This is a genomic window from Actinomyces sp. (genome assembly GCF_030524025.1).
GTDB lineage: Bacteria > Actinomycetota > Actinomycetes > Actinomycetales > Actinomycetaceae > Actinomyces.
The window spans coordinates 64,674-91,265 of the sequence record NZ_JAUNHI010000003.1 but is presented as its reverse complement, the minus strand read 5'-3'; the positions used below and the strand labels follow the sequence as shown (position 1 = coordinate 91,265).

The window sequence follows — 26,592 nt, the reverse complement described above, 5'->3', positions numbered from 1 at the left end:
GGTGGCGGCGCCGGGTGATCTCGAGGCGCCCTCAGTCCCGATCGCGGGTCAGCGGCGGCGCAGGATGTTGCCAAGGATCGAGCGGGTGATCTCGCGAGTCACCTGGCGTCCCACGGCGCCGATCGTCTTGTCGATCTCCCGCTGACGGCGCTCGGCCGCCTTGTCCTGCGCGCGGCGCTCGCGCTCGGCGTCCCGCTCGGCCTGCCGGGCCAGGCGCTCGGCCTCGCGCTGGCGGGCCGCCGCCTCCTTCTGGGCGGCCCGGGCGGCGGCGGCCTCGGCCTCGGCGCGCTCCTTGGCCCGGGCATGGCCCTCCAGCCGCTGGGCGAGCAGCTCGGCGGCCGACTCGTTGTCGACGGTGGTGGCGTAGCGGGGCGCCAGCTGGGAGCCGGCGAGCAGCTTATCGATCGTCTCCTGGCGGGCTGGGCCCATGACGGATGCCGGGGCGTCGACGATGACCGGCGCCACCGGTGTCGGCCGCCCCTTGTCGTCGAGCACGCTGACGACCGCCTGGCCGGTGCCCAGAGCCGGCAGGACCTGCGTGAGATCGAGGGGTGAGGTGGGGTAGGTCGACACGGCCTTGCGCAGGTCGGCGGCGTCCGCCGGCGTGTGGGCGCGCAGCGCGTGCTGGATGCGCGAGCCCAGCTGTGCCAGCACGGCCTCCGGCACATCGGTGGGCGACTGGGTGATGAAGACGATCCCCACCCCCTTGGAGCGGATGAGTCGCACCGTGCGGGTGACGGCCTCGAGAAAGGCCTTGGAGGCGTCGGCGAAGAGCAGGTGCGCCTCGTCGAAGAAGAAGACCATGGTGGGCTTGTCGGGGTCGCCGACCTCCGGGAGCTTCTCGAAGAGCTCACCGAGCAGCCACATGAGGAAGGTGGAGAACAAGGTGCCCTGGCTCTGGATGTCCTCCAGCTCCAGGGCGTTGATGAGCCCTCGGCCATCGACGGTGCGCATGAGGTCGGCCACCTCGAGGGCCGGCTCGCCGAAGTAGCGGTCGCCGCCAGCGGCCGACAGGGCGGCGATCTCACGCAGAATGACCCCTGCGGTTGCCGCGGAGACTCCTCCGATGGAGCGCAGCTCCTCCTTGCCCGCCTCCGAGCCGGTCAGGTAGTCGACGACGGCGCGCAGGTCTGCCAGGTCGAGCAGGGCCAGGCCCTGGCTGTCGGCCCAGTGGACGATGAGCTGAAGGGCCGAGGTCTGGGTGTCGTTGAGGCCCAGGACGCGGGCGAGCAGCACCGGCCCGAACTCGCTGACGGTGGTGCGCACCGGTGTGCCGACGCCGCTTCCTCCCAGGTTGAGCAGCTCGACGGGGAAGCCCACGGGGGACCACGGCTGGCCGGTCTGACTGGTGCGCTCCGCGAGCCGGTCGGAGGGGGTCCCCGGCTCGGCCAGCCCGGTCAGGTCGCCCTTGACGTCGGACAGGAACACGGGCACGCCCGCCGCACTCAGTCCTTCGGCCAGGAGCTGGAGCGTGCGGGTCTTGCCGGTTCCGGTGGCCCCGGCCACGAGGGCGTGACGGTTGAGCAGGCCCAGGGGGAGCCCGACCCGTAGCCCGGCCACCGCGTGGGGCTCGCCGCCCTCCTCCTGGGAGGGGAAGGACAGGTAGGTGCCCACCGGGAGGCTCGGCCCGTCGAAGGAGTACCCCTGGCGCACGACGGCGGCGTAGCCCTCGACCACGGGATTCTGGGGCGGTGGTGGGGCCTGCGCCGCCAGGGCCGCGTCGAGCGCGGCCTGCGCGGCGGCGGCCTTGGCCGCGGCGGCATCGGCCGCCGCCTGGGCCGCCTCGGCCTTGAGCCTGGCGATGTCGGCTGCGTCAGTCATGGGCACATCGTAGGTGCCGCGGTGGGGCAGCGCTGCCCATCGTCGACCGGTCCGGGGCGTCCTTACCCTGGAGGCGTCCGCACCGCAACACGCAACCATGCTCCTTGGAAGCTCTCATGCCACGACTCCGCAAGACCCGTCCGGCCACGATGGGTGAGCTCCTGGTGCGGGGAGATGTCGAGGAGATCGCAGCGGCGCTGGCACGCTGCGAGACCGGTGCCCGGATGCCGACCGCGCTCAAGGAGTCCGTCCTCCACCTCACGCCCTGCTCCGATGCGATCGTGCGCTGGCTCGTCGGGCGCGGTGAGGATGTCAATGCGGCGGACCGGTGCGGCGGCAGGCCGTTGCACACGCGGGCCATCTGGCGCTACTGGCAACAGATCCCCCTGCTGCTGCGCCTGGGCGCCGATGTCGACGCCCTCCGGAAGAACGGTGCCACCCCACTGCACGTGGCGGTCGACAGCCTCGGCCTCGAGGCGGTCGACCTGCTCCTGACCAGCGGGGCGGATCCGAGCAGGATGACGACCAACCGCACGGGCCAGGTCGACGGAGTCCTGCTACGGGTGGCCCCGTTGCGCCTGCGCGATCGTCCCTCGCCCCTGACCGCCTCGCGCGGCCGGTGCCCGAGCCCCGAGCGCGCCGGTGTGGCGCGCACCCAGCCCTCACCGGCCTGAGCCGCACCGACCTGCCGGAGCGGTTGATCTAGGCTGCGGGCATGAGCCTCGCCGTTGTCACCGACTCCGCGGCCTGCCTGCCGCCCGCGCTCCTCCGCGCCCACGGGATCGGCGTCGTCGAGCTCCACGCGCTGCCCGGTGCCGACGGCGCCCAGCCGGCCACGACGGCGCGGCCGTCGGTCGACGAGCTCGCCGGCGCCTACGCCCGGGCCCTGGACGGCGCCGACGAGGTCCTGGCCGTGCATCTGGCCTCGGTCCTGTCGGGCACCGTGGACAACGCGCGGCTGGCCGCCGAACGGGTCGGCGAGGCGGTCACGGTGCTGGACTCGGGCGCCTCCGCAGGCGCCCTGGGGCTGGCGGTCCTGGCGGCCTGCGAGGCCCGCGACGCCCGCACGGGCGCGGCACTGGCCCGGGAGTCGGCCTCCCGCTCCCACCTGTTCTTCCTCGTCGAGGACCTGTCCCACCTGCGCCGCGGGGGTCGGATCGACCGGGCGACCGCGCTGGTGGGGTCGGCCCTGGGCATCCGGCCGGTGCTGGGCTCGAGCCCGGACGGCATCCGGGTGGTCGAGACCGTCCGCGGCGCGGCACGCTCCCGACGCCATCTCATCGCCCAGGCGGTGCACGCCGCCGGCGGCACGGCCCTGACGGGTCCCCGCCCGCCGGCGGCCCCCGTGCGCCTGGCGGTCCACTACGGCGATGACCCCGCCCAGGGCAGGGCGCTGGAGAACGACCTGGCCGAGGCGATGGCCGAGGCCGGCGCGGTCGTCGACTCGATTCTGCGGTCCCCGGTGGACGAGGCGATCCGGGTCCACCTCGGCCCCGGGGCGCTGGGCATCGTCGTCGCACCTGCCCTGGCGCCATCACGCTGATCGGCCGGCAGGTGCTCCACAGGTGCCGTTGACGCACCCCTGCCGCAGCCGTGTCCACAGGCGCCCGGCACGGTGGGCCCGGACCACCTTAACGTCGCTGTCATGGGCAGGCGCGTGGCGGGCAGAACGGGGAGGCGCTCCCTGGACGAGCTCGTGCGCCTGGCCTGCTCCACCGACCCCGCCGAGCCCGTCGAGCGCCCCCGCAGGGCTGCGGTCGCGCCCCGAGCGGCCATCGGAGCCGGCCTGCTGCTCATCATGGCGGCCATCGTGCTGGCCCTGCGCACCGTCCTGATCAGCCCCGACCCCTCCCCGCAGGCCCAGGACCCACCCTCTGCGGCACCTAGCGCCCAGGCCACCGGGCCCGTCGTCGTCGACCCCGCGCCGGGTGCCTCGGTGGTGCCGAGCACGGGGACGGTCGTCGTCCACGTCGCCGGCGCGGTGGCGGCACCCGGCGTCGTGACCCTGCCGACGGGATCGCGTGTGGCCGACGCCCTGGCGCAGGCGGGGGGAGTCACCGCCGACGCCGACACCGACCAGCTCAACCTGGCCCGGGTGCTCACCGACGGCGAGCAGGTGCGGGTGCCACGCCACGGGGAGGACGTGAGCGCCTGGGCGACCGGTGCCGCCGGCCAGGCGGCCCAGGACGCGCCCCAGGACGTCTCCTCCGCGCCGGGCGGACTGGTCAACATCAACACGGCCACGGCCTCCGAGCTCGAGACACTGCCGGGGATCGGTCCGGCCCTGGCCGCACGGATCGTCGAGCACCGTCAGGCCAACGGCCCGTTCACCTCGGTGGAGGACCTCACCGACGTCCCCGGCATCGGTAGCACGAGGATGGAGGCGCTGCGCGAGGCGGTGACCCTGTGACCCACCGACGCCGCGCCGCCGCGCTCCACGCCGTGAGCGAGCCCGCACCCGAGCCCCTCGACCTGCGCCTGGCGGCGCCGGCGGCCGCCTCCTGGGCGGCGGCGTGGTGGGCGGTCGGCCAGGCGGGCCCCGGATCGTGGCGAGCCCCGGCGGCAGCGGCCCTCGTGCTGGGCGCCCTGGCCCTGCCCCTGGGCCTGGCCGCGGTCCGCCACCGGATCCCTCGCCACCGCCTCGACCCGCGCCCCGGGGCGAGCCCGCCGCAGGGGGACGTCGCGGGCTCGGCATGCGCGGGCCTGCTCGTGTGCGTCGTGGCGGCCTGCGCCGTCCTGGTGGTCTCGGCCGGCGCGTGCTGGGCGCGGGAGCGCGACCCCGTCACGGCCGCCGTCGCCCACGGCCGGTCCGTCACCGTGGTGGGCACCGTGACCGCCACCCCGCGCACGACCACCTCCGCCCGGTCGACGACCGTGCTCACCGAGGTCGAGGTCTCCACCGTCGACGGCGCCGACTCCTCCGAGCGCCTGACCGTCCTCGGCGGCCAGGACTGGCTGGAGGCTCCCATGGGTGCGGTCGTGCGCGTGCGCACCACCCTCGAGCCGAGCACCGCGGGCGCGCGCACCGCGGCGATCGTCGGCCGGGACGCGGGTGTGCGGGTGCTCGAGCCACCCACCGGCACGCTGGGCCGGGTGACTGGCCTGCGCGAGGCCCTCGCCCGGGCGGTCGACACGGCCCCGGGGGCGGGCTCCTGGTCCACCGGGGCGGAGGAGCTCGTGCCCGGGATCGCCCTGGGCGACGACCACGCGCTGCATCCCTCCGTGCGCCAGGACATGCGGACGGTCAACCTCACCCACCTGACCGCGGTCTCCGGCCAGCACGTCGCGCTCGTCATGGGAACGGCGCTGACCGCGCTGGGCGCCGTTCCCCACCGTCCGCGCGCCGTCGTCGGGGCGGTGCTCCTGGTCGCCCTCGTCGTGCTCGTGCGGCCCAGCGGCTCGGTGCTGCGCGCCGCGACGATGGGGGCGGTCCTCCTGGTCGGCGTGGCCGCCGGGAGACGCTCGGTCTGCCTGCCCGCCCTGTGCGCCGCCGTCATCGCCCTCCTCCTGGTCGACCCGCGACAGGCCCGCGACCTCGGCCTGACGCTGTCGGTGGCGGCAACGGCGGGCATCCTGCTGGGAACGGGCCCGCTGACGAGCCTCCTGCCCCGGTGGCTGCCCCGGCCGCTGGCGGCCGCCGTGGCCCTGCCCGTGGCCGCGCAAGCCGCCTGCGGTCCAGTCCTCATCGGCCTCCAGCCCACGGTCGGAGTGTGGTCGGTGCCCGCCAACCTGCTGGCCGCCCCGGTGGTCCCCCTCATCACCCTGGCGGGGATGGCCGCGGCGCTTGTGGCTCCCTGGTGGCCCTGGGGCGCCGGCCTCCTGGCCTGGCCTGCGGGCGCGGCCTGCTCCTGGATCGTCACGGTCGCCCGGGTCCTGGCCGACCTGCCCGGTGCGCTGGTCCCCTGGCCGGCCGGCCCGGGAGGCGCCTTGGTGCTGGCCGCCTGCGAGGCCGGCACGCTGGCCGTCCTGCTCGGTCTGCGGCGGCGGGCGGGCTCGGGACGCGCCGGCCCGAGGACCGGCGGCCCGTGGCAGGCTTAGCCCATGGCGAGCCCCCGATCAGCGCGCAGGAGCCGCGGCGCACCCACAGGACCCTCCTGGCAGGAGGTCGATCTGGCGCCCCTGGTGCTCATCCGTTCGGGGGAGGAGGTCCTGGGTGACCGTGCGGTGGCCCGGCTGCTCGGCCTGGCCCGGGCCCAGGACGCCAGGACCGAGGTGGTGCGGGTCGAGGCGGCCGCCTACCAGTCCCACCAGCTCGACACCCTCGTGTCACCCTCGCTGTTCGCCGAGCCGAAGGTCGTCGTCGTGCCCAACCTGGAGCAGATGACCGACGCCCTCCTGACCGACCTGCTGGCCTACGTCGGGGCCCCGGCACCGGAGGTCGTGGTCCTGCTGCGCCACAACGGGGGGCAGCGTGGCAAGCGGCTCCTCGACGCCCTGGCCGCCTCACCCCACCCGGTGGTCTCGATCGCCGCCGTCAAGTCCCCCAAGGACAAGGCCGCCCTCGTGCACTCCGATGTGCGCCGCGCGGGGCGGCGCATCGACGCCGAGGCCGTGGGCGCACTGGTCGACGCTATGGGGGCCGACCTGCGCGAGCTGTGCTCGGCGGTCGACCAGCTCGTTGCCGACACCACCGGGACGATCACCGTCGACCAGGTCAACACCTATTACGCCGGGCGCATCGAGGCCACCGGCTTCACCGTGGCCGACGCCGCCACGGCCGGCGACGTCGCCGCGGCGATCACCGCGCTGCGCCACGCCGTGGCCACCGGGACCGACCCCGTGCCGATCGTCGCGGCGCTGGCGCTCAAGGTCCGCCAACTCGCACGCGTGGCCGCCATGGGCGGCAGACGGGGGATGACCCCCCAGGACGTGGGCATGGCCCCCTGGCAGGTCGACCGCGCCCGGCGCGAGCTCGCGGGCTGGTCCGACGACGCCCTGGCGGCGGCGATCATCGCGGTGGCCCGAGCCGACGCCGAGGTCAAGGGGGAGAGCCGCGACCCGGTCCACGCCGTCGAGCGGGCCGTCATCACGATCTGCGATGCTCGCCGCGGCCGGCGGGGGTCCCGGCGGGCCTGAGGCGGCCCCAGCCCACCCCACCCCACCCCGCCACTGCCCTGGCGGTCCGGCTCAGCGCTTGCGGTACAGGCTCTTGGTGGCGAAGACCGGCTCGTTGGTCACCTGAATGCCCAGGGAGCGGAAGATGCCCTCGTCGACGCTGCCCAGGATCGTCGAGGTGTGCACGTCGCAGCCGCGCAGATTGGCCAGCTCGGCCAGGGCCCGGGCTGCGTTGTCGTCGCCGTTGGCCGACACGGCCAGGGCGATGAGCACCTCGTCGGTGTGCAGGCGGGGGTTGAGTGAGCCCAGGTGCTGGGTCTTGAGGGTCTGGATCGGCTCGATAGATGCCTTGGCCAGCAGGTCGACCTCGCCGTCGATCCCCGCCAGCGCCTTGAGGGCGTTGAGGAGCATCGCCGAGGAGCAGCCCAGGAGCGGGGAGGTCTTGCCTGTCACGATCCGCCCGTCGGGCAGCTCGATGGCCGAGGCGGGGGCATCGGTGGCGGCGGCCAGGTCGAGGGCCGGGCGCACGACCGGACGGTCCTCGGTGGAGATGCCCAAGCGTCCCATGAGCAGGGCGATGCGCTCGGACTGGACCGGTTCGAGCATCTCGCGCTTCTCGGTGACCAGCGCCTTGTAGTAGCGGCGGATGACCTCCTGCTGGGAGGCTGCGCGGCAGGCCTCGTCGTCGCTGATGCAGTGGCCGGCCATGTTGACGCCCATGTCGGTGGGGGAGGCGTAGGGGGAGGCGCCCAGGATCTGCTCGAGCAGGCGGGACAGGACCGGGAAGACCTCGACGTCGCGGTTGTAGTTGACGGTCTGCTCGCCGTGGGCCGCCAGGTGGAAGGGGTCGATCATGTTGACGTCGTCGAGGTCGGCGGTGGCGGCCTCGTAGGCGACGTTGACCGGGTGGTCCAGCGGCAGGTTCCAGATCGGGAAGGTCTCGAACTTGGCGTAGCCCGAGGACCGCCCCAGGAGGTGGTCGTGGTAGATCTGGGACAGGCAGGTGGCCATCTTGCCCGAGCCGGGTCCCGGTGCCGTGACGACCACGAGGTCGCGGGTGGTCTCGATGTAGTCGTTGCGCCCGAATCCCTCGGGGGAGACGATCCGCGAGACATCGGAGGGGTAGCCGGCGATCGGGTAGTGGCGGTAGGTCCGCAGACCGAGCTTGTCGAGCTTGCGCTTGACGTCAAGGGCCTGGCGGCTGTCATCGGTCCACTGGGTGATGACGACGCCGCCCACCTCCAGGCCATAGGACCGGAAGGCGTCGATGTGGCGCAGCACCTCGTCCTCGTAGGAGGTCCCCAGGTCGGCCCTGACCTTGTTGCGGGCGAAGTCCTTGGCGTTGACCGCCACGATGATCTCGACGTCGTCGGCCAGCTCGGCGAGCATGACGATCTTGTTGTCGGGGGTGAAGCCGGGCAGGACGCGCGAGGCGTGCATGTCGTCGACGAGCTTGCCGCCGAACTCCAGGTAGAGCGTGCCCCCGAACTGGGCGCGGCGCTCGGCGATGTGCTCCGACTGCATCGTCAGGTACTTGTCCCGGTCGAATCCGATGCGCATCGGCACTCCTGCTCCTCTCTCCTGCGGCCGGGAGGTCCCCCGGCCCGGGGCATCGTAGCCCCGTGCCCCCGGCCTCGGCGCATCCGCCGGCGGCGAGTCCGGCCCTCGATGGCGTGACGAAGGGCGCCTCCCCGTGCGGGAGACGCCCTCCTTGACTGCTCGTGGACCGCTTGCGGCCCCGGGCGGGGTCACAGGGAGTTGACGCGCTTGGCCAGCTTGGACTTGCGGTTGGCGGCCTGGTTCTTGTGGATGACGCCCTTGGACACGGCCTTGTCGAGCTTGCGGCACGCGGTCTTGAGAAGCGCGGCGGCGGCCTCCTTGTCGCCGGCCTCGACGGCCTCGCGGACGCGGCGCACATGCGTCTTGAGCTCGGACTTGATGGACTGGTTGCGCAGGCGGGCCTTCTCGTTGGTCTTGATGCGCTTGATTTGGGACTTGATGTTCGCCACGGTGAGTGAAGCTTTCTCGTGTCTGAATGGTCGATGGCCGGAAAGAGGGTTCGCGTCGCGGGCCGACGGACGGTGGTGGAAGCACCTGGCGGGGCCCGGTCGCCAGACCCCGCAGCCGGCCAGGCCAGAGGTCCAAGGAGAGACTGTAGCATCACGCCCGACCGGGGCTCCTCCCGCCGGAGGCGTGAGGTGCGTCAACTCCGGTGCGTTCGGTCGGCTGCTCCGGAGGCGTCGGCCCCCACAGGGATCTCCACGTCGGTCAGGGACCTTAGCGCCTGGTCATGGCTGATGAGCAGGACTGCTGCGCCGCGTCCGACGGTGGAGCGGATGACGTCGGAGACAAGATCCCGCAGCGCGCGATCGCCGCTGGCCGTGGGCTCGTCGAGGATCATGAGCCGTGGGTCCGGGGACAGCAGGAGGCGAGCGATCGCGATCCGGGCCTGTTCGCCCCCGCTGAGGCGCTCAACGGTGGTGTTGGCCAGGTGGGAGGCGCCAACCCGTTCCAGGACCTCGTGCGCCGTGCGCTTCCGACAGCGCCGGGGCAGGCCGAGGGCCCAGGCGGCGTAGGTCAGGTTCCGCAGCGCACTCCAGGACGGCTCGAGCATGAGTTCCTGGGGCTGGATGACGATCGTCCCTTGGTGAAGGGCTCTGAGCTCGCGTGCGGATATGGTCTGGGTGGCACGGTCATCGACCCTCACCGTCCCGTTGAAGTCGAGGTCGTAGAGGCCCAGACAACGGGCGAGCGTGGTTTTGCCCGATCCGTTCGGGCCTGTCAGTGCGGTGACGGAGCCCGCCGACAGGCCCAGGGTCAGGCCGCTGACAAGAGTGCGACCTCCTCTGCTGATGGTCAGGTCGGAAGCGAGGACGATGTCGGTCATGAAGGATCCAGGTGCGTGAGAGTCGACTGGCGGGTGTGGCGGTGGTGCCACCGGGCGGGTGAACCACTGGCCGCCGAGGCCACGGTGACGACGGCCAGGAGGAGCGCTGTGGTGAGACAGAGCATCCTTGTGACGTCGTCGGCGGTCACTCCGACGAGCAGCAGCAGCAGCCCGGGTGGAAGACAGAGGGTGACCCCGACGACGACGTCTCGCACCCGACCACGGCCGTGGAGGCGACGGATGCGCCTGGCGCGTCGGGTGGCCTCCACCCACGCACGTGCTGCCACAGCGGATGTCACTGCGGCAGACACGGCCGCCAGGAGCGCGACCCCGGCCAGCAGGCCCAGTGTTGTGCGCGATGCGCGCAGAACCGCGGAGTCGCCGTCGCCGATCTGGCGGATTTCAGCGACCATCCCGTCCAGCCCATAGGAGGTTAAGGTGTCCGTCAGAGACTCATCGGATTCCGCGAGAAGCACTAGCCCCCCCAGAGTGGTTGCGGAGAACTGGTTGTCGGGTGAGAAGAATCCGTCGGGCACGACGACCAGGACATGGTCTTGAGAGGTCAGTCCGGATACGGTCCCCGCATAGCTCAGTGCCGGCAGGTTCATTGGCAGACGGGTGAAGACGTCCGGACTCCGCTCAACATGTGCCGCCACTGTTTTCTGTGCGCCCAGGCCGTGCTCCCACTGCGAGAGCGACTCGACACGCTCGGCCACGGCATCATCCGTCTCACCCAGGTGCTCCGGGAGGTAGATGGTGGCGGCGTCATCCGCTGTGGGCGGGATACCGAAGAAGGCGGCTGCCTGGTTGTTGAGAAACAGTGCCGGAGTGCCTCCGTCCCGGACCGAGGGGTCTGGCAAAGACCATGCGAGAAGCACGTGGCCCGCCTGTTCCTCATCTCTGATGAACTTGGTCCATCGGGGCATGATCTGCTGGACGACATCCTCATGCGTGTACCAGATGGTCGGTGAGTAGGAGCCGGGCATCTCGGTTTGGGCGAGCGCTTGATCGTGAGTGGCCCTTGCGTCGGTGATCGTGGCGCCCAGTGCTGGGCTTGCGTGAGCGAAGGACCAGACCAGACTCAGGGAGGTGAGATAAAGAAGGGCGAAGGTCAGATGTGACGTCGCCGTACTCGCGATGTCCTGGGTGCGACGGGTCACGACTGTACAGGCCAGTAGTGCGGCGAGCGCGGTGGCCAGAACCGTGCTGATGACCAGGGTCAGGAGAATGCCGACCATCAGACGGTGCACGCTCAGAACGTCCGACTGGTACACGTCGTAACCGATGATGAGCAGCACGGCCGCGGCGGGAAGAATGGTCCAGCGCGAAGCCCGTGCGAGGTGGGCGCCCAGTGTCCCAACGGTGATCGCCGTGGGTGAGGCACCGCAGGTCAGGGCAATCCGTGCGATCTGCGGCCGACGCATCACGCTGAGGACGACTGTCAGCGCGATCGCGGGCTGCAAGGCCAGCGCGCTGATCCCCAGCGGCGACTGACGCAATGCGGCCCAGAGGGAGGACACGGAGGCTGGTGACAACAGTCCACTTTCGATCACTGCCGGGCCGTAGGTGTTAACGATACGAGTGAGGAACGTGCGCACCTGGGGAGGGTCGCCGATGACGTACCAGGCCCCATAAGGTTCGGTGGTCGGCGCCACATGCTCGTAGGCGATGGGTGTCGGGGTGAAGATCGGCCCGATCGGGGGCTGCTCGGCCAGCGCTTGTGCGTTCGGGTCGTCACCGACGACTTCGATGGTCAGGGTGCGCGTCTGGCTGTCACCGACGTGTCGGGCGCGGGCGAGCACGACGTTCTCGGCGGTTGCCGTCTTCATGAGCTCGGCGCTGGTGACGCCGTTGGCACCGATGGCGATGTAGGCGGAGGCTTCCGCGGGGAAGTAGGTGGGGGTGATCTGCTGGGGGATGATGACGGTGCATGCGATGAGCAGCAGCAGGTTGAAGGCGTGCACCAGACGCACGAGGTGTTGCATGTTCACAATCTGTCAGTATCAGGGATAGGGGTGGTGAGCCAGTACACTAGTTCACCACCCCCGTACCTTATCCGAACCGGTAGAACGCTTGGTTATTGCCTGGAGTGGCGCGGACCTGGGCGACGGACCACTGGCCAGCGCCCACCAGGGGAGAGCGAACGGTCACTATCGCGTTCTTCACGGATGAGCCGTGCCTCCGGGTCGGGTGGTAGAACTTGGACCATACAACGGTCAAATTTCTCCCGTACTTCCAGGTACCTCAGCCATGGTTTGGGCATGAGGCTATCCTTCCTTGAGTTCATGTGCGACGGCGGTGTCGCGTGGCGTCATTCTATGCGCTATGAGGCGCTCAGTCCAGTGGGAGACGGAAACTAGTGCGGATGTCGCTAGCAACATGGTTCTAAGTGATGTTCATTTCATGACGTTGCTAACGGCGAGAGCTGGCGATTCTGGGATTGTTGACATTGGCCAGACCTATTCTGCGGTCTTGGTCCAGGTGAAGGGGCGGGAACGTTTGTTCCAGCCATCGATGTAGGCGCGGAGCTCGGTGTTGGGGTCCTTGACGGACTTGAATACCCCGCGTCGTACGGTCTGGCGCTCCACAAGGCCGAACCAGACCACTGCCCAGGTCCATCGAAGAGGTGTGGGTGGCGACCTGGCGGGGCGGTTGACAGGGTCATGATGCGACCGGGGACTGGGCCTCTTGCCTAGTTTACAGCGTTCCACAGTGGGAGCGCAGGGCCGCCACGACCCGCTCGAAGGTGGCTCGGCTCATCGTCGCCCCCTCACGACGCACCGCCGTCGGGGCGACGATGAGGAGGCGGTCAAGGCGGAGCTCGGAGGGCCGGCCGCGGCTGTCCCAGGCCCCGGTGCCCACATCGACCCAGTACCTGCCCCAGCGGGCCTCCTGCGCGGCGTCGCGGTCGTGGTCCTTGCTCGTCATCTGGGCCACGACGAACCCCTCGGGCAGGCGGGACAGGACGAGGACGGGCCTGTCCTTGCCGCGGGAGGGGTCGTCCTCGTAGGGCACCCAGGTCCACACGACCTCCCCGGGGTCGGCCTGGCCGTCGGGGTCGGGGGCGTAGGTGAAGGCGGGCAGCCCTCGCGCCGCCACGTCGTAGACGGCCACCCCCTGCTTCGAGGCGGGCCGGGCCGTCGCGGGGGGAGAGGCGGGGGCGCGTGTCAGGGCGCCCAGCACCCGGGTGAGCAGTGAAGCCATGGCCCGACCCTACCGCGCCTGCCACGTAGCCTGCCGCGCGGGGCCGCCACCAACGGCGGCTCGCCGGCCGACGCCCCTGGGGCGGTCAGCCGGCGAGCCGGTGGCGGGGTTCCGTGAGCGGGGACCTACTGGCCCTCGGGACGGGTCACGGCCGTGCAGGTCGTGTGGGTCGTGGCCTCGATGCCGGGGCCGGCGGTGACCTCGACGTCGGTGGTCAGGCCGGTTGTCGGGTCGCCCGCCACGCAGGCGCCGAGCTGGTCCCAGCCTCCCGCCGCCGTGACAGCGGCGACGTCGATGTCGTAGTAGGCGGTCAGGCTGACCGTGTGCGTCGAGTAGGCCCCCAGGGCGGTCTCGTTGGGCAGGTGCAGGGTGCCGTCCGCCTCCGGGACGAGGAAGTCGCTGTAGGGCTTGAAGGTCCCCTCCTGCCACTGCCAGGCGGCCCACACGCCGGCGAAGCTCAGTCCGGTGGGCGTGTGGGGGTGGAGGACCACCTGGGGGGTGCGGCCCGCCGCATCCGTCGTGTTGGTGAAGGTGACCGTGTAGGTCAAGGCGACGTAGTTGCGCGGGCTGCCATCGGCCCCGGGGCTCAGGGACTCGACCTGGACCGTGGGGGACTCGGTGGTCAGGGCCGTGCTCGTGACCGGGCGGTCGTCGGTGTAGGCGCCGGTGAAGGTCTCGCCGCCCGCCGTCACCGAGGTGGTCACCGTGTTGCGGCCCACGACGCCGGCCAGGTCGGCCCGGCAGCTGACGGCCTGCCCGCTGGGCACTGAGGCGGTGCCGCTGGCCACGCTCAGACCGTCGGCCGGGTCGGAGTCGGTGACGACCTGCCCACCGTAGGCGATCAGGTCACAGGTCAGCGAGGTGATCGTGGCCGGCCCGGTGGTCACCGCCGGCGAGACGGTGAAGTCAGTCAGGGCGGAGGCCGAGTCGTTGCGCGCCTCAATAGCCATGGCCCCGGCGCCGGCCTGGGCGGCGGGATCATCGACCCGGCTCGTGGTCACCGACACCTGCGCGGCGGCCGCGTCCTTCTTCTGGACGGTGGCCGTCGGGGTCACCGAGTCGGTGCGGGTCGAGGCGATGACCTCCGGGGCGAAGTCGTAGCTGCGTTCGGCGGTGCCCGGGGCGTGGACCGCCGTGCCGAGGTCCAGGGTGAGATAAGAGCCCGCCGGCTGGTAGGAGAAGTCGGCGCTCACGGTCAGCCGCAGGTGCTCGGGGGTGCACTCGACGGTGTCGATCGAGGCCACCGAGTCCCCGTACAGGCCGTAGTTGAGTGTCGAGTGCTCGGACAGTTCGGCGCTGGCCAGGACGCTGACCCCGCCGGTCTGACTGTCGGGGGTGAGGAAGCTGGCGGTGCCGGCCGCCCGGGTGGCGGCCGGGCAGGCCCAGCTCCACTGGCCCGGCGCCGAGTCGGCCTCGACGGTGACGGTCACCGAGCCGTCCTCGGCCGCCAGGGAGTCGGGCACGACCACCGCCCAGGTCAGGCAGTCGGAGGCATCCTCCGAGCCGCGACACGCCTCGGAGGTCGAGTCGTAGGAGCCGGAGGCGCTGATCTGGTCAAGAGGGACGGGTTGCGGCTGGGTGTCGGCCTGGGCGGGGACGGCCAGGGCGGCTGCGGCCAAGGGAGTAGCGAGGAGAAAAGCGAGGGTACGGCGCCACAGCGCAGTCGGCCGGGGCGTGTCAATGTGCATGATGAGCCTTTCCAGGGAGGTCAGGTTTGTCGCTCAGGTCAAGCAATGTCAAGAAATGCGGAACTCCGCCGGATTCAGCATCACACGCCGGAGGACCGCGGGGCAAGTTCCGCCTCCGGGTATTGCTCCCCTCCGCCCCCTCTGCGCCCCTGCCGGTGGGTCCGTGTTGTTGACGACGGGTTCAGGGGGTCGGCAGGGTCGCTGCCTTCATCGCTGCGACGAACTCCGTGAGCTCATCGACCATGGCCGCCACGGCGGCGGCTCGGTCGTCCCCGCCCTGCGCCGTCGACAGGAGCGCCGGGGCGTGGCGCTCGATGATGGCCACGGTCGCCGAGCCGGAGATGGCGCCGTCGGCCCCGGCGGCGATGGCCTCGGCAACCTGCTCGGGCCGGGAGATCCCGAAGCCCAGCATGACCGGCGCGGCGGCGTCGGCCCGCAGGCGCGCCACTGACTCGGCCAGGCCGGCCGTCGACGAGGCGTGCTCGGCGCCCGTGACACCGACCCGCGAGACGGCGTAGACATAGCCCCGGGAGGCCTCGGCCACCGCGTCGAGGGTCTGGGCCGATGACGACGGCGGTGCGATGTAGACCGCGTCGACGCCGGCCGCCGCGGCCGCCGCGGAGAAGGGCGCGGACTCGCGCACCGGGACGTCGGGGACGAGCACCGAGTCGACGCCCGCGGCGGCGCAGTCGGCGTAGAAGGCCTCCAGGCCGCGGGCGAAGGGCACGTTGCCGTAGATGAGCATGCCGATGGGCAGGTCGGGGTGGCGCCCCCGGACACGGCCCACGACCTGCAGGCAGGCCTCGAAGTCCGAGCCGGCCTCCAGGGCGCGGATGTGGGCGCGCTGGATGGTCGGCCCGTCGGCGACCGGGTCGGAGAAGGGCACGCCGAGCTCGAGGGCGTCGGCACCGGCCTCGATGAGCGCCTCGATGACATCCTCCGACAGGGCCGCGGTCGGGTCGCCGACCATGACGAAGGGGACGAAGGCGCCCTGCCCGTCGCGGGACAGGCGGTCGAACATCGCGGTGTAACGGGTCATCCTCGGGGCTCCTCGCCGGTCACGGGCTGCTGCACGGGCTGGGTCATCGACTGGGTCATCGACTGGTACTCCGTGCGTTTGCCCATCTGTTCGACCATGACGGCCGCGCGGGCGACGGCGGAGTCGGAGCTGAAGCTCCCCCCGCGCAGCGCCCGGACCTGGTCGAGGTCCTTGTCGCCGCGGCCCGACAGGCACACGAGCAGGTGCGGTGCCGGGAGGTGGTCGGGGGTTCGCCGGGCGATGGCGAGGGCCTGGGCCAGGGCGTGGGCCGACTCCAGGGCGGGGACGATGCCCTCCCACCGCGACAGCAGCTCGAAGGCCTCGAGGGCCTGGGCGTCGGTGACGCCGACATAGCGGGCCCGGCCGGTGTCGGCCAGCCAGGCGTGCTCGGGCCCCACACCGGGATAGTCCAGTCCCGCCGAGACGGAGAAGGACTCCTCGACCTGGCCGTCGGGGGTGCGCATGAGATAACTGCGGGCCCCGTGGAGAATGCCGACCGTGCCCTGGTTGATCGGGGCGCCGTGGCGCGCGGTGCCCAGGCCCTCGCCGGCCGGCTCGACCCCGATGAGGCCCACGCCCTGGTCGGCGACGAACTCGGAGAACATGCCGATGGCGTTGGAGCCCCCGCCCACGCAGGCGATGACCTCGTCAGGCAGGCGTCCGGTCATCTCAAGGATCTGGGCGCGCGCCTCCACGGAGATGCAGCGGTGGTACTCGTGGACGATGGTGGGGAAGGGGTGGGCGCCGGCGGCCGTGCCCAGGAGGTAGTGGGTGTCGTGGAAGGAGGCCGACCAGTCCCGCAGGGCCTCGTTGACGGCGTCCTTGAGGGTGCCGGCCCCCGAGGCCACGGGGAGGACCCGTGCCCCCATCAGCTCCATGCGCTCGACGTTGGAGGCCTGCCGCACGACGTCGGTGGCGCCCATGTAGATCGTGCACTCCAGCCCCAGCAGGGCGCAGACCATGGCGGTGGCCGTGCCGTGCTGCCCGGCGCCGGTCTCGGCGATGATCCGGGACTTGCCCATGCGGCGGGCCAGGAGGGCCTGTCCCAGGACCTGGTTGCCCTTGTGGGCCCCGCCGTGGACGAGATCCTCGCGCTTGAGGAAGATGCGGGCATTGCCCTCCCGGGGGAGGTTGCGCAGCTCGGTGACCGGCGTGGGCCGCCCCAGGTACCGGTGGAGCAGCTCGTTGAGCTCGGCGGCGAAGGACGGGTCGGCCTGGGCCTCGATGAAGGCGTCCTCGAGCTGGTCGAGGGCGGGGATGAGCAGCTCGGGGACGTACTGGCCCCCGTACTGGCCGTAGTAGGCGCTCAGACGCGGGTGGTGGTGGTCGCCGTGGGCCCGCCCGGCCTCCCCCCGCTCGCGGCGGGGCTCGACGGCCGCGGCCAGGGCCTGCGCGACGGCGCCCGGGTCGGGGGCGCTCGACAGGGCCGAGCCCACGAGCAGGGCATCGACGAGCCCGGCCAGGCGGCGCACGTCCTGGGGCTCGTGGACACCGGACTCGCCGACGAGCACGACACCGGCCGGTGCGAGGGGTGCGAGCTCCTCGGTGCGAGCGATGTCGGTGGCCAGGGTGCGCAGGTCCCGGTTGTTGATGCCGATGACCCGTGCCCCCAGGGCGGCGGCGCGGCGCATCTCCTCGCGCGTGGACACCTCGGTGAGCACGTCCATGCCCAGGGACTCGGCCAGCCCGGCCAGCTCGCGGTAGACGTCGTCGGGCACGACCGAGAGCATGAGCAGGATCGCGTCGGCGCCCAGCGAGCGGGCGGCCAGCACCTGGACCTCATCGACGATGAAGTCCTTGCACAGCACGGGCACGTCGACCTCGCCGCGCACGGCCGCGAGGTCCTCGAAGGAGCCGTTGAAACGGTCAGGCTCGGTGAGCACGGACACGGCGGCGGCGTGGGGCGCGTAGGCGCGGGCCAGCTCGGCCGGGTCGTAGGCGGTGCGCAGGGTCCCGCGCGAGGGGGAGGCGGCCTTGCACTCCATGATGAGCGCCGGCTGCTCGATGGCGCCCGGGCCCGTGCGGGTGCGCAGGGCCCGGGCCAGTGAGCGCTCGGAGCGCGGCAGGTCCGCGGCGCGCAGGTGGCCGAAGCGCTCGCGCAGCTCGGGCAGGCGGGCGCGGCGCCCCTCGACGATGGAGTCCAGGACCGTGCCGGTGGCGATGAGGCGGGCCTCGACGGGCAGGCGCTCGGGGCGTGCCCCGTCCTGCGGCCTGGTGACGGGGCTCATCGCTCCTCCTCGATCTGGGCGGCGGTGGTCATGGACTCCAGGTGGGCGCCGACCCTGCCGCTGGCCAGCTGCTCGAGGGCCATGCGGGTGCCGTCGGCGAGGTCGTCGGCGGGACCGGCCAGGTAGAGCAGGGCTCCGGCGTTGACGGCGATGGCGTCGCGGTGCGCCTGGGCGCCCCCTCCGGCGAACACCTCGCGCAGGAGGCGGGCGTTGTCCTGCGGCTCGCCGCCCTCGAGATCGGACAGGTCGTAGCGGGACACGCCCAGGTCCTCGGGGTCGACCGTGTAGGCCTTGACCCCGCGGGGAGTGGCTTCGCGCACGAGGGTCGTGCCGTGGACGGCGATCTCGTCGGTGCCGGCGCCGTGGACGATGAGCGCGCGCTTGCGGCCCAGGCACACCATCGTCTCGGCGATCATGTCGAGGATGGCGGGGTCGGCCACGCCCATGAGCTGGTAGGTCAGGTGGGCCGGGTTGAGCAGCGGGCCCAGGACGTTGAAGATCGTCGGGGTGGCGAGCGCCTGGCGCACCGGCGCGACGTGGCGCATGGCCGGGTGGTAGGCCTGGGCGAACAGGAAGGTGAAGTGGTCGCGGGCGAGGATCTCGACGGCCCGCTGGGGTTCGAGGTCCAGGGGCAGGCCCAGTGCGGCGACGACGTCGGCCGCCCCCGTGCGCGAGGACACAGCCCGGTTGCCGTGCTTGGCTACCGACACCCCCATCGAGGCGGCCACGATCCCGGCGGCGGTCGAGATGTTGATGGTCCCGGCGCCGTCGCCCCCCGTGCCCACGACGTCGACCAGGGGGAAGGTGACCTCCGGGAAGGGCCTAGCGGCGGCGCGGAAGGCGCCGGCCGCGCCGGCCAGCTCCTCGGGAGTCTCCCCGCGGGCGTGCAGAGCGGCCAGGAGGGCGGCGGTCTCCGCCTCGGACAGGTCCCCTGCACCCAGGGCGGCGAAGACGACGCCGGTCTCCTCCTGGGTCAGGCGCCTACCCTGGATGACCGAGCGCAGGAGTCGGTGGGCGTCCTGGGCGTCGGCGACGGCGGGGGATCGGCCCGGCCGCCCGGACTGCCCGGACTGCCCAGTGCCGTTGGTCGTGGTGGTCTCAGTGGAGTCGGCGGTCATCGTGATCCTCCGGGGCTGGTGGTCGGCATGGGGCTGGGTCCGGTCGGGGCGCAGTGCGCGCCTGCGGCCCGGGTGAGGTCGGCGGTCAGGGACTTGAGGATCCCCGGGCCCTGGGGCGTGAGCACCGACTCGGGATGGAACTGCAGGCCCACGACCGGGGCGCTGCGGTGACGGGCGGCCATGACGACCCCGTCGAGGGTGTGTGCCAGGGGCACCAGGTCACGGGGCAGCTCGCGGGTGCCCAGGGAGTGGTAGCGGCCGACGTCCAGGGGCCCGCCGGCCAGCACCTCGAAGGCGGGGTCGGTCCGGCCCGCGGCGGTCACCTCGACGCGCACCGAGCGTCCGTGGACCGGGCCGACACGGTCGACCCTGGCGCCGCAGGCCTCGACGATGGCCTGGAAGCCCAGGCAGATGCCCAGGGTCGGGATCGAGCGCTCGAGGGCGGCGGCCACCAGGTCCATGAGGCATCCGGAGCCCTGGGGGTGTCCGGGCCCGGGCGACAGGCACAGCACCGGGCGCAGCCCCTGGGCGGACTCCTCGGCGGTGGGCTCCAGCGCGGTCAGCACGGTGTCCGGAGCAACCGTGTTGCGGTAGACCTCGATGCCCGTGCCCAGGGAGGCGAACTGGTCGACGAGGTTGTAGACGAAGGAGTCGCGGTTGTCGAGCAGGATGACGCGCATGTCAGGCCACCTCGCTGTCTGTGCTGTGTGTGCTGCCTGTGCTGTCCTTGCCGGCGGCGTTCTCGCAGCCCGGTCGGGGGCCGATGACGAGCCTGGCGCCCTGGGCCGCCGCCACGGCCTCGAGGACCGCCGAGGCCTTGTGGATGGTCTCGGCCGCCTCGGCGGCGGGTACCGAGTCCGACACGACGCCCGCACCGGCCTGGACGAGGGCGGTGCCCTCGTGCACGAAGGCCGCGCGGATGACGATGCAGGTGTCCAGCTCGCCGTCGCGCCGGAAGTAGCCCACCGACCCGCCGTAGGAGCCGCGGCGCACGCCCTCGACGTCGCGGATGAGCTCGGCGGCACGCAGCTTGGGGGCGCCGGTCAGCGTGCCCATCGTCATCGAGGCGCGGAAGGCGTCGAGCGCGTCGAGGTCGGGGGCCAGGCGCCCGGAGACCTCTGAGACCAGGTGCATGACCCGGCTGTAGCGGTCCACGCGCAGCAGGTCGCCCACCCGGCGGCTGCCCGGCACACTGACGCGGGCGACGTCGTTGCGGGCCAGGTCTACGAGCATGACGTGCTCGGCGACCTCTTTGTCGTCGGTGCGCAGCTCCAGCTCCAGGCGGGTGTCGCGCTCGTGGTCGACCGAGCCGTCGGGGCTCAGGCCCCGGGGTCGGGTGCCGGCGATGGGACGGATGGCGACCTCGCCCGATACTGCCGAGTGCAGCAGCGCCGACTCGGGGGAGGCACCGAACAGCTCGAAGTCGGGGGCGGCGAGGTAGAACATGTAGGGGCTGGGGTTGGACTCGCGCAGCCGGTGGTAGGCGGCCAGGGCGTCGGGGCAGGGCAGGGTGAACCCCCGGGAGGGCACGACCTGGTAGACGTCGCCGGCGGCGATGTGCTCCTTCATCCGCTCCACGACCGCCTCGAAGCCGGCGTCCGAGACCGTGGGGAGGGCCCGTACGGTCCGATCGCCCGGATCGCCGCTGACCGGCGGGACGGATCGGGTCGAGTCGGCCGACTCGGCCGAGTCGATGGCGCTCGCCAGTTCCTCCATGCGCGCCGCCAGCGCCTGGGGGTCCGCCGAGGCGCCCACGAGGGTCGCCTCGGCGGTGGGGTGGTCGACCACGAGGATGATGCGGGCGTCGTAGAAGAGGTAGTCGGGGCAGGTGTTGGCGCCCCGGGCGACCTCGGGCAGGGACTCGAAGGTCGCCAGGTAGTCGAAGGCGACGACGCCCGCCTCCAGGGGCAGGTGGGGGTGGTCGACGTCGGCGGCCGCCAGCACCCGCAGCGGCTCGATGGTCGACACGGACCTCAGCCGTTCGCGCTCCTCCAGGCCGCTGTCCTCCGGGGGCGCGGGGATCTCCAGGCGCAGGCACCCGGGGGAGTCCTCGACGATGTGCTCGGGCAGCGCCTCCCGGACGCGTGCCAGGGCCGCCAGGCCGTCGGCCGGGGCCCCGGGCAGAGCCTCGAGGAGGACCTCCTGACCCTGGCAGGTCAGGCGGGTGGAGGCCTCAAGCACGGCGATTGTTGTACGCGACGCCTTGGTCGTGATGTCCGCGCTCTCCAGCAGGAGGCAGTCGACGGGGCGGTCGGCGGGGCCCTGAGCGGCGACGGTGCGCAGGACGCCCTGACGGGCCAGGGATTGCAGGAGGGCGCCGCCGTCGGCGTGGTAGGCCACAATGCGGGTCAGCACTGCGGGTGGCGTGGTTGCCATGGGGCCTCTTTCCTGAGATCTTCCACAGATCGGTGGTCAGGCGGGCCGTTCACGCATGGTGCCGAGGTGGCCCGCGGTGAGCGAGCCGGTGCGTTCTAGCGCGACGATGAGGTGGCTCGCCCTGAGGGGAGCCACCACCAGGTGAGGTGCCGCGCTGTCATAGGCCCACTGTAGCCCGGGCCCGACACCAGCTCCCAATCGGCCCCCGTATGTCCGTATGCCGGGACCCTCGGCAGGGCTGCGGGCTACCGGGCGCCCGAGCCCACGGGGCTCGCATGCCCTCGGGCGCGGGCGGCCTCCTCGGCGCGACGGCGCTGGAGGATGACCGACCCGATGACGACGCCCACGAGGACCACGGAGACCACGCGGCCCGCCGGGCTGGAGTACCAGGCGGCCAGGACCGCCATGCCGATGGTCGTGTAAATGGTGGCCCAGGCGACGGCGCCCACGGCGGTGGCGGGGACGTAGCGGCGCAGGGGCATGCGCGCCACACCGGCCGACAGCTGGATGAAGCTCTGGAGGCCGATGGTCAGGAAGGACAGGGGCACGGCCAGGACGCCCCAGCGTGCGGTCCAGGACTGGGCGGTCAGGTACATGGGGGAGTCGAGCATCGTGGACCACCTGCTGCGGGCGGTTCCGGCCGTGATGCTCCGGCCGATCCAGTAGATCGTGTTGGAGCGCATCATCCCTCCCGACCAGAACAGCAGGAACACCCAGGTGTAGGGCAGGTCTCCGATCCGGTGCATCATGCGGGTCAGGCTAGCCTAAGTCGGTAGGTGCCGGGGCGACGCCGCCTACGGTCCCCGGAGCGGCGCCCGTGTGACCTTGTGCCGTGGCCGGGGTGCGCCGTCGTCCCCCGGGTGCGGCTCATGGGACACTGTGCGCAGATCCTGCCCGCTGCGCGCCCGCCAGGCCGAGGCCGCCGGCGGGCGCCAGCATGAGCAGACCTCAGACGGAAGGCCGACGTGTCACCCATCCCCACGCCCGCGCAGGCCCAAGGCGTCGCCCCGGCGGCCACGGCCCAGGCCCAGCTCCGGAACTTCTCGATCATCGCCCATATCGACCACGGCAAGTCGACGCTGGCGGACCGGATGCTCCAGGCCACCGGCGTCGTTGCCCCCCGGGACATGCGCGCCCAGTACCTGGACCGCATGGACATTGAGCGCGAGCGCGGGATCACGATCAAGTCCCAGGCGGTGCGCATGCCCTGGGCCGTCACCGCGGCGGATGGCACGACCACCGCCTACGCCCTCAATATGATCGATACCCCCGGCCACGTCGACTTCTCCTACGAGGTCAGCCGGTCGCTGGCCGCCTGCGAGGGCGCCGTGCTCCTGGTCGACGCTGCCCAGGGGGTCCAGGCCCAGACCCTGGCCAACCTCTACATGGCCATCGAGGGCGACCTGACGATCATCCCGGTGCTCAACAAGATCGATCTGCCCGCCGCCGACCCGGAGCGGCATGCCGCCGAGATCGCCTCGATCATCGGCTGCGACCCCGAGGAGGTCCTGCGGGTCTCGGGCAAGACGGGCCAGGGGGTGCCCGAGCTCCTCGACCGCATCGTCGAGGCGGTCCCGCCCCCCTCGGGGCAGCCCGAGGGCGCCGCCCGCGCGATGATCTTCGACTCGGTCTACGACACCTACCGGGGCGTGGTCACCTACGTGCGTGTCGTCGACGGGGCGCTGACCGCCCGCGAGCGCATCGAGATGCTGTCGACCGGCGCGGTCCACGACCTGCTGGAGATCGGCGTCATCAGCCCCGAGCCGGTGCCCACGACCGGCCTGGGCGCCGGGGAGGTCGGCTACCTCATCACCGGGGTCAAGGACGTGCGCCAGTCCCGGGTCGGTGACACGGTGACGCGGGCCTTGGCCCCGGCGGCCGAGCCGCTGTCGGGCTACCAGGACCCCAAGCCGATGGTCTTCTCCGGGCTGTTCCCCGTGGACGGCTCCGATTTCCCCGCGCTGCGCGACGCCCTGGACAAGCTCAAGCTCAACGACGCCGCTCTGACCTACGAGCCCGAGACCTCGGTGGCCCTGGGCTTCGGCTTCCGTTGCGGGTACCTGGGGCTGCTCCACCTGGAGATCATCCGTGAGCGCCTGGAGCGGGAGTTCAACCTCGACATCATCTCCACGGCGCCCTCGGTGGTTTACGAGGTCACCCTGGAGGACAAGAGCGTCCACACGGTGACCAATCCCAGTGAGCTCCCCTCGGGCAAGGTGCTCGACGTGCGCGAGCCGGTCGTACGCGCCACGATCCTGACCCCCAGTGAGTACGTCGGCACGGTGATGGAGCTGTGCCAGTCGCGGCGGGGCACGATGCAGGGCATGGACTACCTGTCGGAGTCGCGGGTCGAGATGCATTACACCCTGCCCCTGGCCGAGATCGTCTTCGACTTCTTCGACGCCCTGAAGTCACGTACCCGGGGATACGCCTCCTTGGACTATGAGCCCGACGGCGAGCAGAGCGCCGACCTGGTCAAGGTCGACATCCTGCTCAACGGCGAGAAGGTCGACGCCTTCTCGGCGATCGTCCACCGGGATTCCTCCTACTCCTACGGCGTCATGATGACCAAGCGCCTCAAGGAGCTCATCCCGCGCCAGCAGTTCGAGGTCCCGGTCCAGGCGGCCATTGGTAGCCGGGTCATCGCCCGCGAGACGATCCGGGCGCTGCGCAAGGACATGCTCGCCAAGTGCTACGGCGGGGACATCTCCCGCAAGCGCAAGCTGCTGGAGAAGCAGAAGGAGGGCAAGAAGCGCATGAAGGCCATCGGGCGGGTCGATGTTCCCCAGGAGGCCTTCATCGCCGCCCTGGGTGCGGACCAGCCCTCGGGCAAGGACAGCCGGTAGAGCCAGGGGGTACGAGGAGATGGCGCAGCAGCACCCCGCCCGATCGCATGCGATCCATGCGCGCGTGCGTTCCTTCTCCCGTGCGGGCGGGCGCCTGCACCCGGGGCAGGAGCGGGCCATGGAGCGTTTCGGCGGTTTTTATGTTCTCGACGTGCCGCGTGCCGACGCGGTGCGTACGGTGGCTCCGGGCTTCCGCCTCGACCCGACGGTCGCCTTCGGGCGCGGCGGTCAGACCCGGCCGCTGGTCGTCGAGGTGGGATCGGGCTCGGGCGAGGCGATCCTGGCGGCGGCCCGGGCCAACCCGGGCATCGACTACCTGGCGGTCGAGGTCTGGCGCACGGCGATCGCCCGGATCGTGACGGCGGCGGGGCGCCAGGGGCTGGCCAACCTCAGGGTGGCGCCCGCCGATGCCGCACAGCTGCTGTCGACCGCCCTGCCGGTGGGTTGCGCCTCGGAGGTGTGGGTGTTCTTCCCCGACCCGTGGCGAAAGCCCCGTCACCGCAAGCGGCGTCTGGTCACGCCGACCTTCGCCGACTCCGTGGCCCGGGTGCTGCGGCCCGGTGGCGTGTGGCGCCTGGCCACCGACTGGTCGGACTACGCCTGGCAGATGCGCGACGTTGTCGAGCAGGCCGCCGGGCTGCCCACGGGGATCGAGGCGGATATGACCGAGGCGTACTTCCGGTACGACGACGCCGGGGCGTTGCCCGATCTCGGTGCACCCACTGCCCAGGAGGGATCGCTGGGCAACGGCCTGGACCCCGGCTCGCCGTCGGGCCGGCGCGGCGGGTGGGCCGAGCGGTACCCCGGGCGGGTGATGACGCGTTTCGAGCAGCGAGGCATCGAGGAGGGTCGCACGATCCGCGACCTGCGAGCGGTGCGAACCGAGGCGCCCTGGGAGCCGCTGCGGGGCCAGGACGTGCTGGCGCGCCTGGAGGCCGAGGGGGCCGCCTGGGACCGGTTGGAGGACGAGCCCTGGCGGCTGCGCGAGGCCGACGCCTTCGGCGGTCTGGCGGGCCCGGGAGACAGGGGGCACGGGACGCACCGTCCGGCGGGCGACGGGGCCGGGCGCCCGTGAGCGTGCCCCTGGAGCTGGCGACAGCCGGGCAGGACCTCCTGCCCGAGGGGGTCGGTTCGATGCCCCCCGGTGGCGGCGGGCCGCGCCCCTTCTCGGTGTATGTCCACGTGCCCTACTGCCGGGTGCGCTGCGGGTACTGCGACTTCAACACCTACACGAACCTGGCGATGGGCTCCGGCGCGTCGGTGGGCGACTATGTGGGCACCCTGGCCGGTGAGATGCGTCGAGCACGGGCCGCTATGGACGCCGCGGGCCTGCCCGCGCGGCCGGCCCGCACCGTCTTCCTGGGCGGTGGCACGCCGACGATGCTGCCCGTGGCCGACCTCGCGCGCGTGCTCGACCTGGTCCGCCATACCTTCGGGCTCGATGACGAGGCCGAGGTGACCACGGAGGCCAACCCGGACACGGTGGACGAGCGCGGTCTGGCGGCACTGGCCGAGGCGGGCTTCACGCGGGTGTCGGTGGGGATGCAGTCCGCGGTGCCTGAGGTCCTCAGGGTGCTCGACCGGACCCACACCCCCGAGCGGGTGCCGCAGGTGGTCGGCTGGGCGCGCCGGGCGGGGTTGGCCACCTCACTCGACCTCATCTACGGAACCCCCGGGGAGTCAATGGAGGACTGGCGGCGCTCCCTGGACGCGGCCGTGGAGACCGGGCCGGATCACCTGAGCGCCTACGCCCTGGTCATCGAGGAGGGCACGAGGATGTGGACGCAGGTGCGTCGTGGCGAGCTGCCCATGCCCGAGGATGACGACGAGGCCGCCAAGTACGAGATGGCCGATGCGGCGCTGGCCGGGGCGGGCTACCGGTGGTACGAGATCTCGAACTGGTCCAGGCCCGGCTTCGAGTGCCGGCACAACCAGGCCTACTGGCTCGACTGGGACTGGTGGGGGGCCGGCCCCGGGGCGCACTCCCACCTGGGGGACGTGCGCCTGTGGAACGTCAAGCACCCGCTGGCCTGGGCCGGTCGGGTCTCGGCCGGGAGGCTGGCGGTCGACGGGCACGAGGTGATCGACCCCGAGTCGCGTCGGCTCGAGCAGGTCATGCTCGGCATCCGGCTGCGCCACGGGCTCGACCTGGCGTCTCTGGGGCCGGAGTCCGGCACCCCCGCCCACCTCGTGCCGGTCGTGGCCGGACTGGTCGCCGATGGGCTGCTGGAGCCCGCCGCCGCCATGAAGGGGCGTGCGGTGCTGACCCTGCGCGGCCGACTCATGGCGGACACCGTCACCCGAGCGCTGACCGCCTGAGCGCCTCGAGG

The 26,592-nt window shown here is 72.1% G+C and carries 21 protein-coding genes and 1 pseudogene; 8 read left to right on the top strand and 14 right to left on the bottom strand.

From position 1 onward, the window contains the following. Positions 1-48: 48 nt before the first annotated feature. Positions 49-1,821 (bottom strand): helicase HerA-like domain-containing protein, encoded by a 1,773-nt coding sequence (locus tag Q4C85_RS02455; protein WP_303139193.1) that lies wholly within the window; start codon positions 1,819-1,821, stop codon positions 49-51. A gap of 116 nt (positions 1,822-1,937) precedes the next feature. Here Q4C85_RS02455 and Q4C85_RS02450 point away from each other — a divergent pair, with 116 nt between their 5' ends. From Q4C85_RS02450 to holA, 5 genes are all read left to right on the top strand, one after another. Continuing rightward, positions 1,938-2,495: an ankyrin repeat domain-containing protein gene (locus Q4C85_RS02450; RefSeq protein ID WP_303139191.1), complete on the top strand. Its 558-nt coding sequence runs from the start codon at positions 1,938-1,940 to the stop codon at positions 2,493-2,495. A gap of 41 nt (positions 2,496-2,536) precedes the next feature. Next, complete coding sequence (locus Q4C85_RS02445; protein ID WP_303139189.1) at positions 2,537-3,364, top strand: DegV family protein; 828 nt, start codon at positions 2,537-2,539, stop codon at positions 3,362-3,364. 102 nt (positions 3,365-3,466) lie between these two features. Next, positions 3,467-4,231, top strand: coding sequence for a ComEA family DNA-binding protein (locus Q4C85_RS02440; RefSeq protein WP_303139187.1), 765 nt, complete (start codon positions 3,467-3,469; stop codon positions 4,229-4,231). Further along, on the top strand, positions 4,228-5,859 hold the full coding sequence (locus Q4C85_RS02435) for a ComEC/Rec2 family competence protein (protein ID WP_303139185.1): 1,632 nt from the start codon (positions 4,228-4,230) through the stop codon (positions 5,857-5,859). Before Q4C85_RS02440 ends, Q4C85_RS02435 begins: the two co-directional genes overlap by 4 nt. Positions 5,860-5,862: 3 nt before the next feature. Then, positions 5,863-6,897 carry a DNA polymerase III subunit delta gene (gene holA, locus Q4C85_RS02430; RefSeq protein ID WP_303139184.1) on the top strand — a complete coding sequence of 345 codons (1,035 nt, stop codon included), beginning with the start codon at positions 5,863-5,865 and terminating at the stop codon, positions 6,895-6,897. Between the two features lie 51 nt (positions 6,898-6,948). Here the strand turns inward: holA and Q4C85_RS02425 are convergent, their stop codons facing one another. From Q4C85_RS02425 to Q4C85_RS02370, 13 genes and pseudogenes are all read right to left on the bottom strand, one after another. Next, positions 6,949-8,436, bottom strand: a complete 1,488-nt coding sequence (locus Q4C85_RS02425; protein WP_303139183.1) for a DUF1846 domain-containing protein — start codon at positions 8,434-8,436, stop codon at positions 6,949-6,951. A 188-nt stretch (positions 8,437-8,624) separates the two neighbouring features. After that, a complete protein-coding gene (rpsT, locus tag Q4C85_RS02420) occupies positions 8,625-8,885 on the bottom strand; it encodes a 30S ribosomal protein S20 (RefSeq protein ID WP_303139181.1) in 261 nt (86 codons plus the stop codon). A gap of 194 nt (positions 8,886-9,079) precedes the next feature. Next, positions 9,080-9,763 carry an ATP-binding cassette domain-containing protein gene (locus tag Q4C85_RS02415; protein ID WP_303139179.1) on the bottom strand — a complete coding sequence of 228 codons (684 nt, stop codon included), beginning with the start codon at positions 9,761-9,763 and terminating at the stop codon, positions 9,080-9,082. After that, positions 9,760-11,748, bottom strand: a complete 1,989-nt coding sequence (locus tag Q4C85_RS02410) for a hypothetical protein (RefSeq protein WP_303139177.1) — start codon at positions 11,746-11,748, stop codon at positions 9,760-9,762. Before Q4C85_RS02410 ends, Q4C85_RS02415 begins: the two co-directional genes overlap by 4 nt. A gap of 67 nt (positions 11,749-11,815) precedes the next feature. Continuing rightward, positions 11,816-11,995: pseudogene (locus Q4C85_RS11730) on the bottom strand (lactococcin 972 family bacteriocin); the annotation flags it as partial. 465 nt (positions 11,996-12,460) lie between these two features. Continuing rightward, positions 12,461-12,967: a type II toxin-antitoxin system PemK/MazF family toxin gene (locus tag Q4C85_RS02405; RefSeq protein ID WP_303139175.1), complete on the bottom strand. Its 507-nt coding sequence runs from the start codon at positions 12,965-12,967 to the stop codon at positions 12,461-12,463. 125 nt (positions 12,968-13,092) lie between these two features. Continuing rightward, the gene (locus Q4C85_RS02400) at positions 13,093-14,655 is read right to left on the bottom strand and encodes a hypothetical protein (protein ID WP_303139173.1); all 1,563 of its coding nucleotides are present in this window, start codon (positions 14,653-14,655) and stop codon (positions 13,093-13,095) included. Between the two features lie 181 nt (positions 14,656-14,836). After that, positions 14,837-15,694, bottom strand: coding sequence for a tryptophan synthase subunit alpha (gene trpA / locus Q4C85_RS02395; protein ID WP_303139171.1), 858 nt, complete (start codon positions 15,692-15,694; stop codon positions 14,837-14,839). Next, positions 15,691-17,922, bottom strand: a complete 2,232-nt coding sequence (gene trpB / locus Q4C85_RS02390; RefSeq protein ID WP_303139169.1) for a tryptophan synthase subunit beta — start codon at positions 17,920-17,922, stop codon at positions 15,691-15,693. Before trpB ends, trpA begins: the two co-directional genes overlap by 4 nt. Next, entirely contained in the window at positions 17,919-19,040 is a 1,122-nt protein-coding gene (trpD, locus tag Q4C85_RS02385; RefSeq protein ID WP_303139167.1) for an anthranilate phosphoribosyltransferase, read from the bottom strand. The genes trpB and trpD overlap by 4 nt, the downstream gene beginning before the upstream one ends. Then, positions 19,037-19,720 (bottom strand): aminodeoxychorismate/anthranilate synthase component II, encoded by a 684-nt coding sequence (locus tag Q4C85_RS02380; RefSeq protein ID WP_303139165.1) that lies wholly within the window; start codon positions 19,718-19,720, stop codon positions 19,037-19,039. The genes trpD and Q4C85_RS02380 overlap by 4 nt, the downstream gene beginning before the upstream one ends. A 1-nt stretch (position 19,721) precedes the next feature. After that, complete coding sequence (locus Q4C85_RS02375) at positions 19,722-21,416, bottom strand: anthranilate synthase component 1 (RefSeq protein ID WP_303139162.1); 1,695 nt, start codon at positions 21,414-21,416, stop codon at positions 19,722-19,724. A 245-nt stretch (positions 21,417-21,661) separates the two neighbouring features. Continuing rightward, positions 21,662-22,165, bottom strand: coding sequence for a DedA family protein (locus Q4C85_RS02370; RefSeq protein ID WP_303139160.1), 504 nt, complete (start codon positions 22,163-22,165; stop codon positions 21,662-21,664). A 216-nt stretch (positions 22,166-22,381) separates the two neighbouring features. Here Q4C85_RS02370 and lepA point away from each other — a divergent pair, with 216 nt between their 5' ends. The 3 genes from lepA to hemW are packed head-to-tail and all read left to right on the top strand — an operon-like array spanning position 22,382 to position 26,581. Then, the gene (gene lepA, locus Q4C85_RS02365) at positions 22,382-24,262 is read left to right on the top strand and encodes a translation elongation factor 4 (protein ID WP_303139158.1); all 1,881 of its coding nucleotides are present in this window, start codon (positions 22,382-22,384) and stop codon (positions 24,260-24,262) included. A gap of 19 nt (positions 24,263-24,281) precedes the next feature. Then, positions 24,282-25,337 carry a tRNA (guanosine(46)-N7)-methyltransferase TrmB gene (gene trmB / locus Q4C85_RS02360; protein ID WP_303139156.1) on the top strand — a complete coding sequence of 352 codons (1,056 nt, stop codon included), beginning with the start codon at positions 24,282-24,284 and terminating at the stop codon, positions 25,335-25,337. Between the two features lie 59 nt (positions 25,338-25,396). After that, positions 25,397-26,581, top strand: a complete 1,185-nt coding sequence (gene hemW / locus Q4C85_RS02355; RefSeq protein ID WP_303139359.1) for a radical SAM family heme chaperone HemW — start codon at positions 25,397-25,399, stop codon at positions 26,579-26,581. Positions 26,582-26,592: the final 11 nt, after the last annotated feature.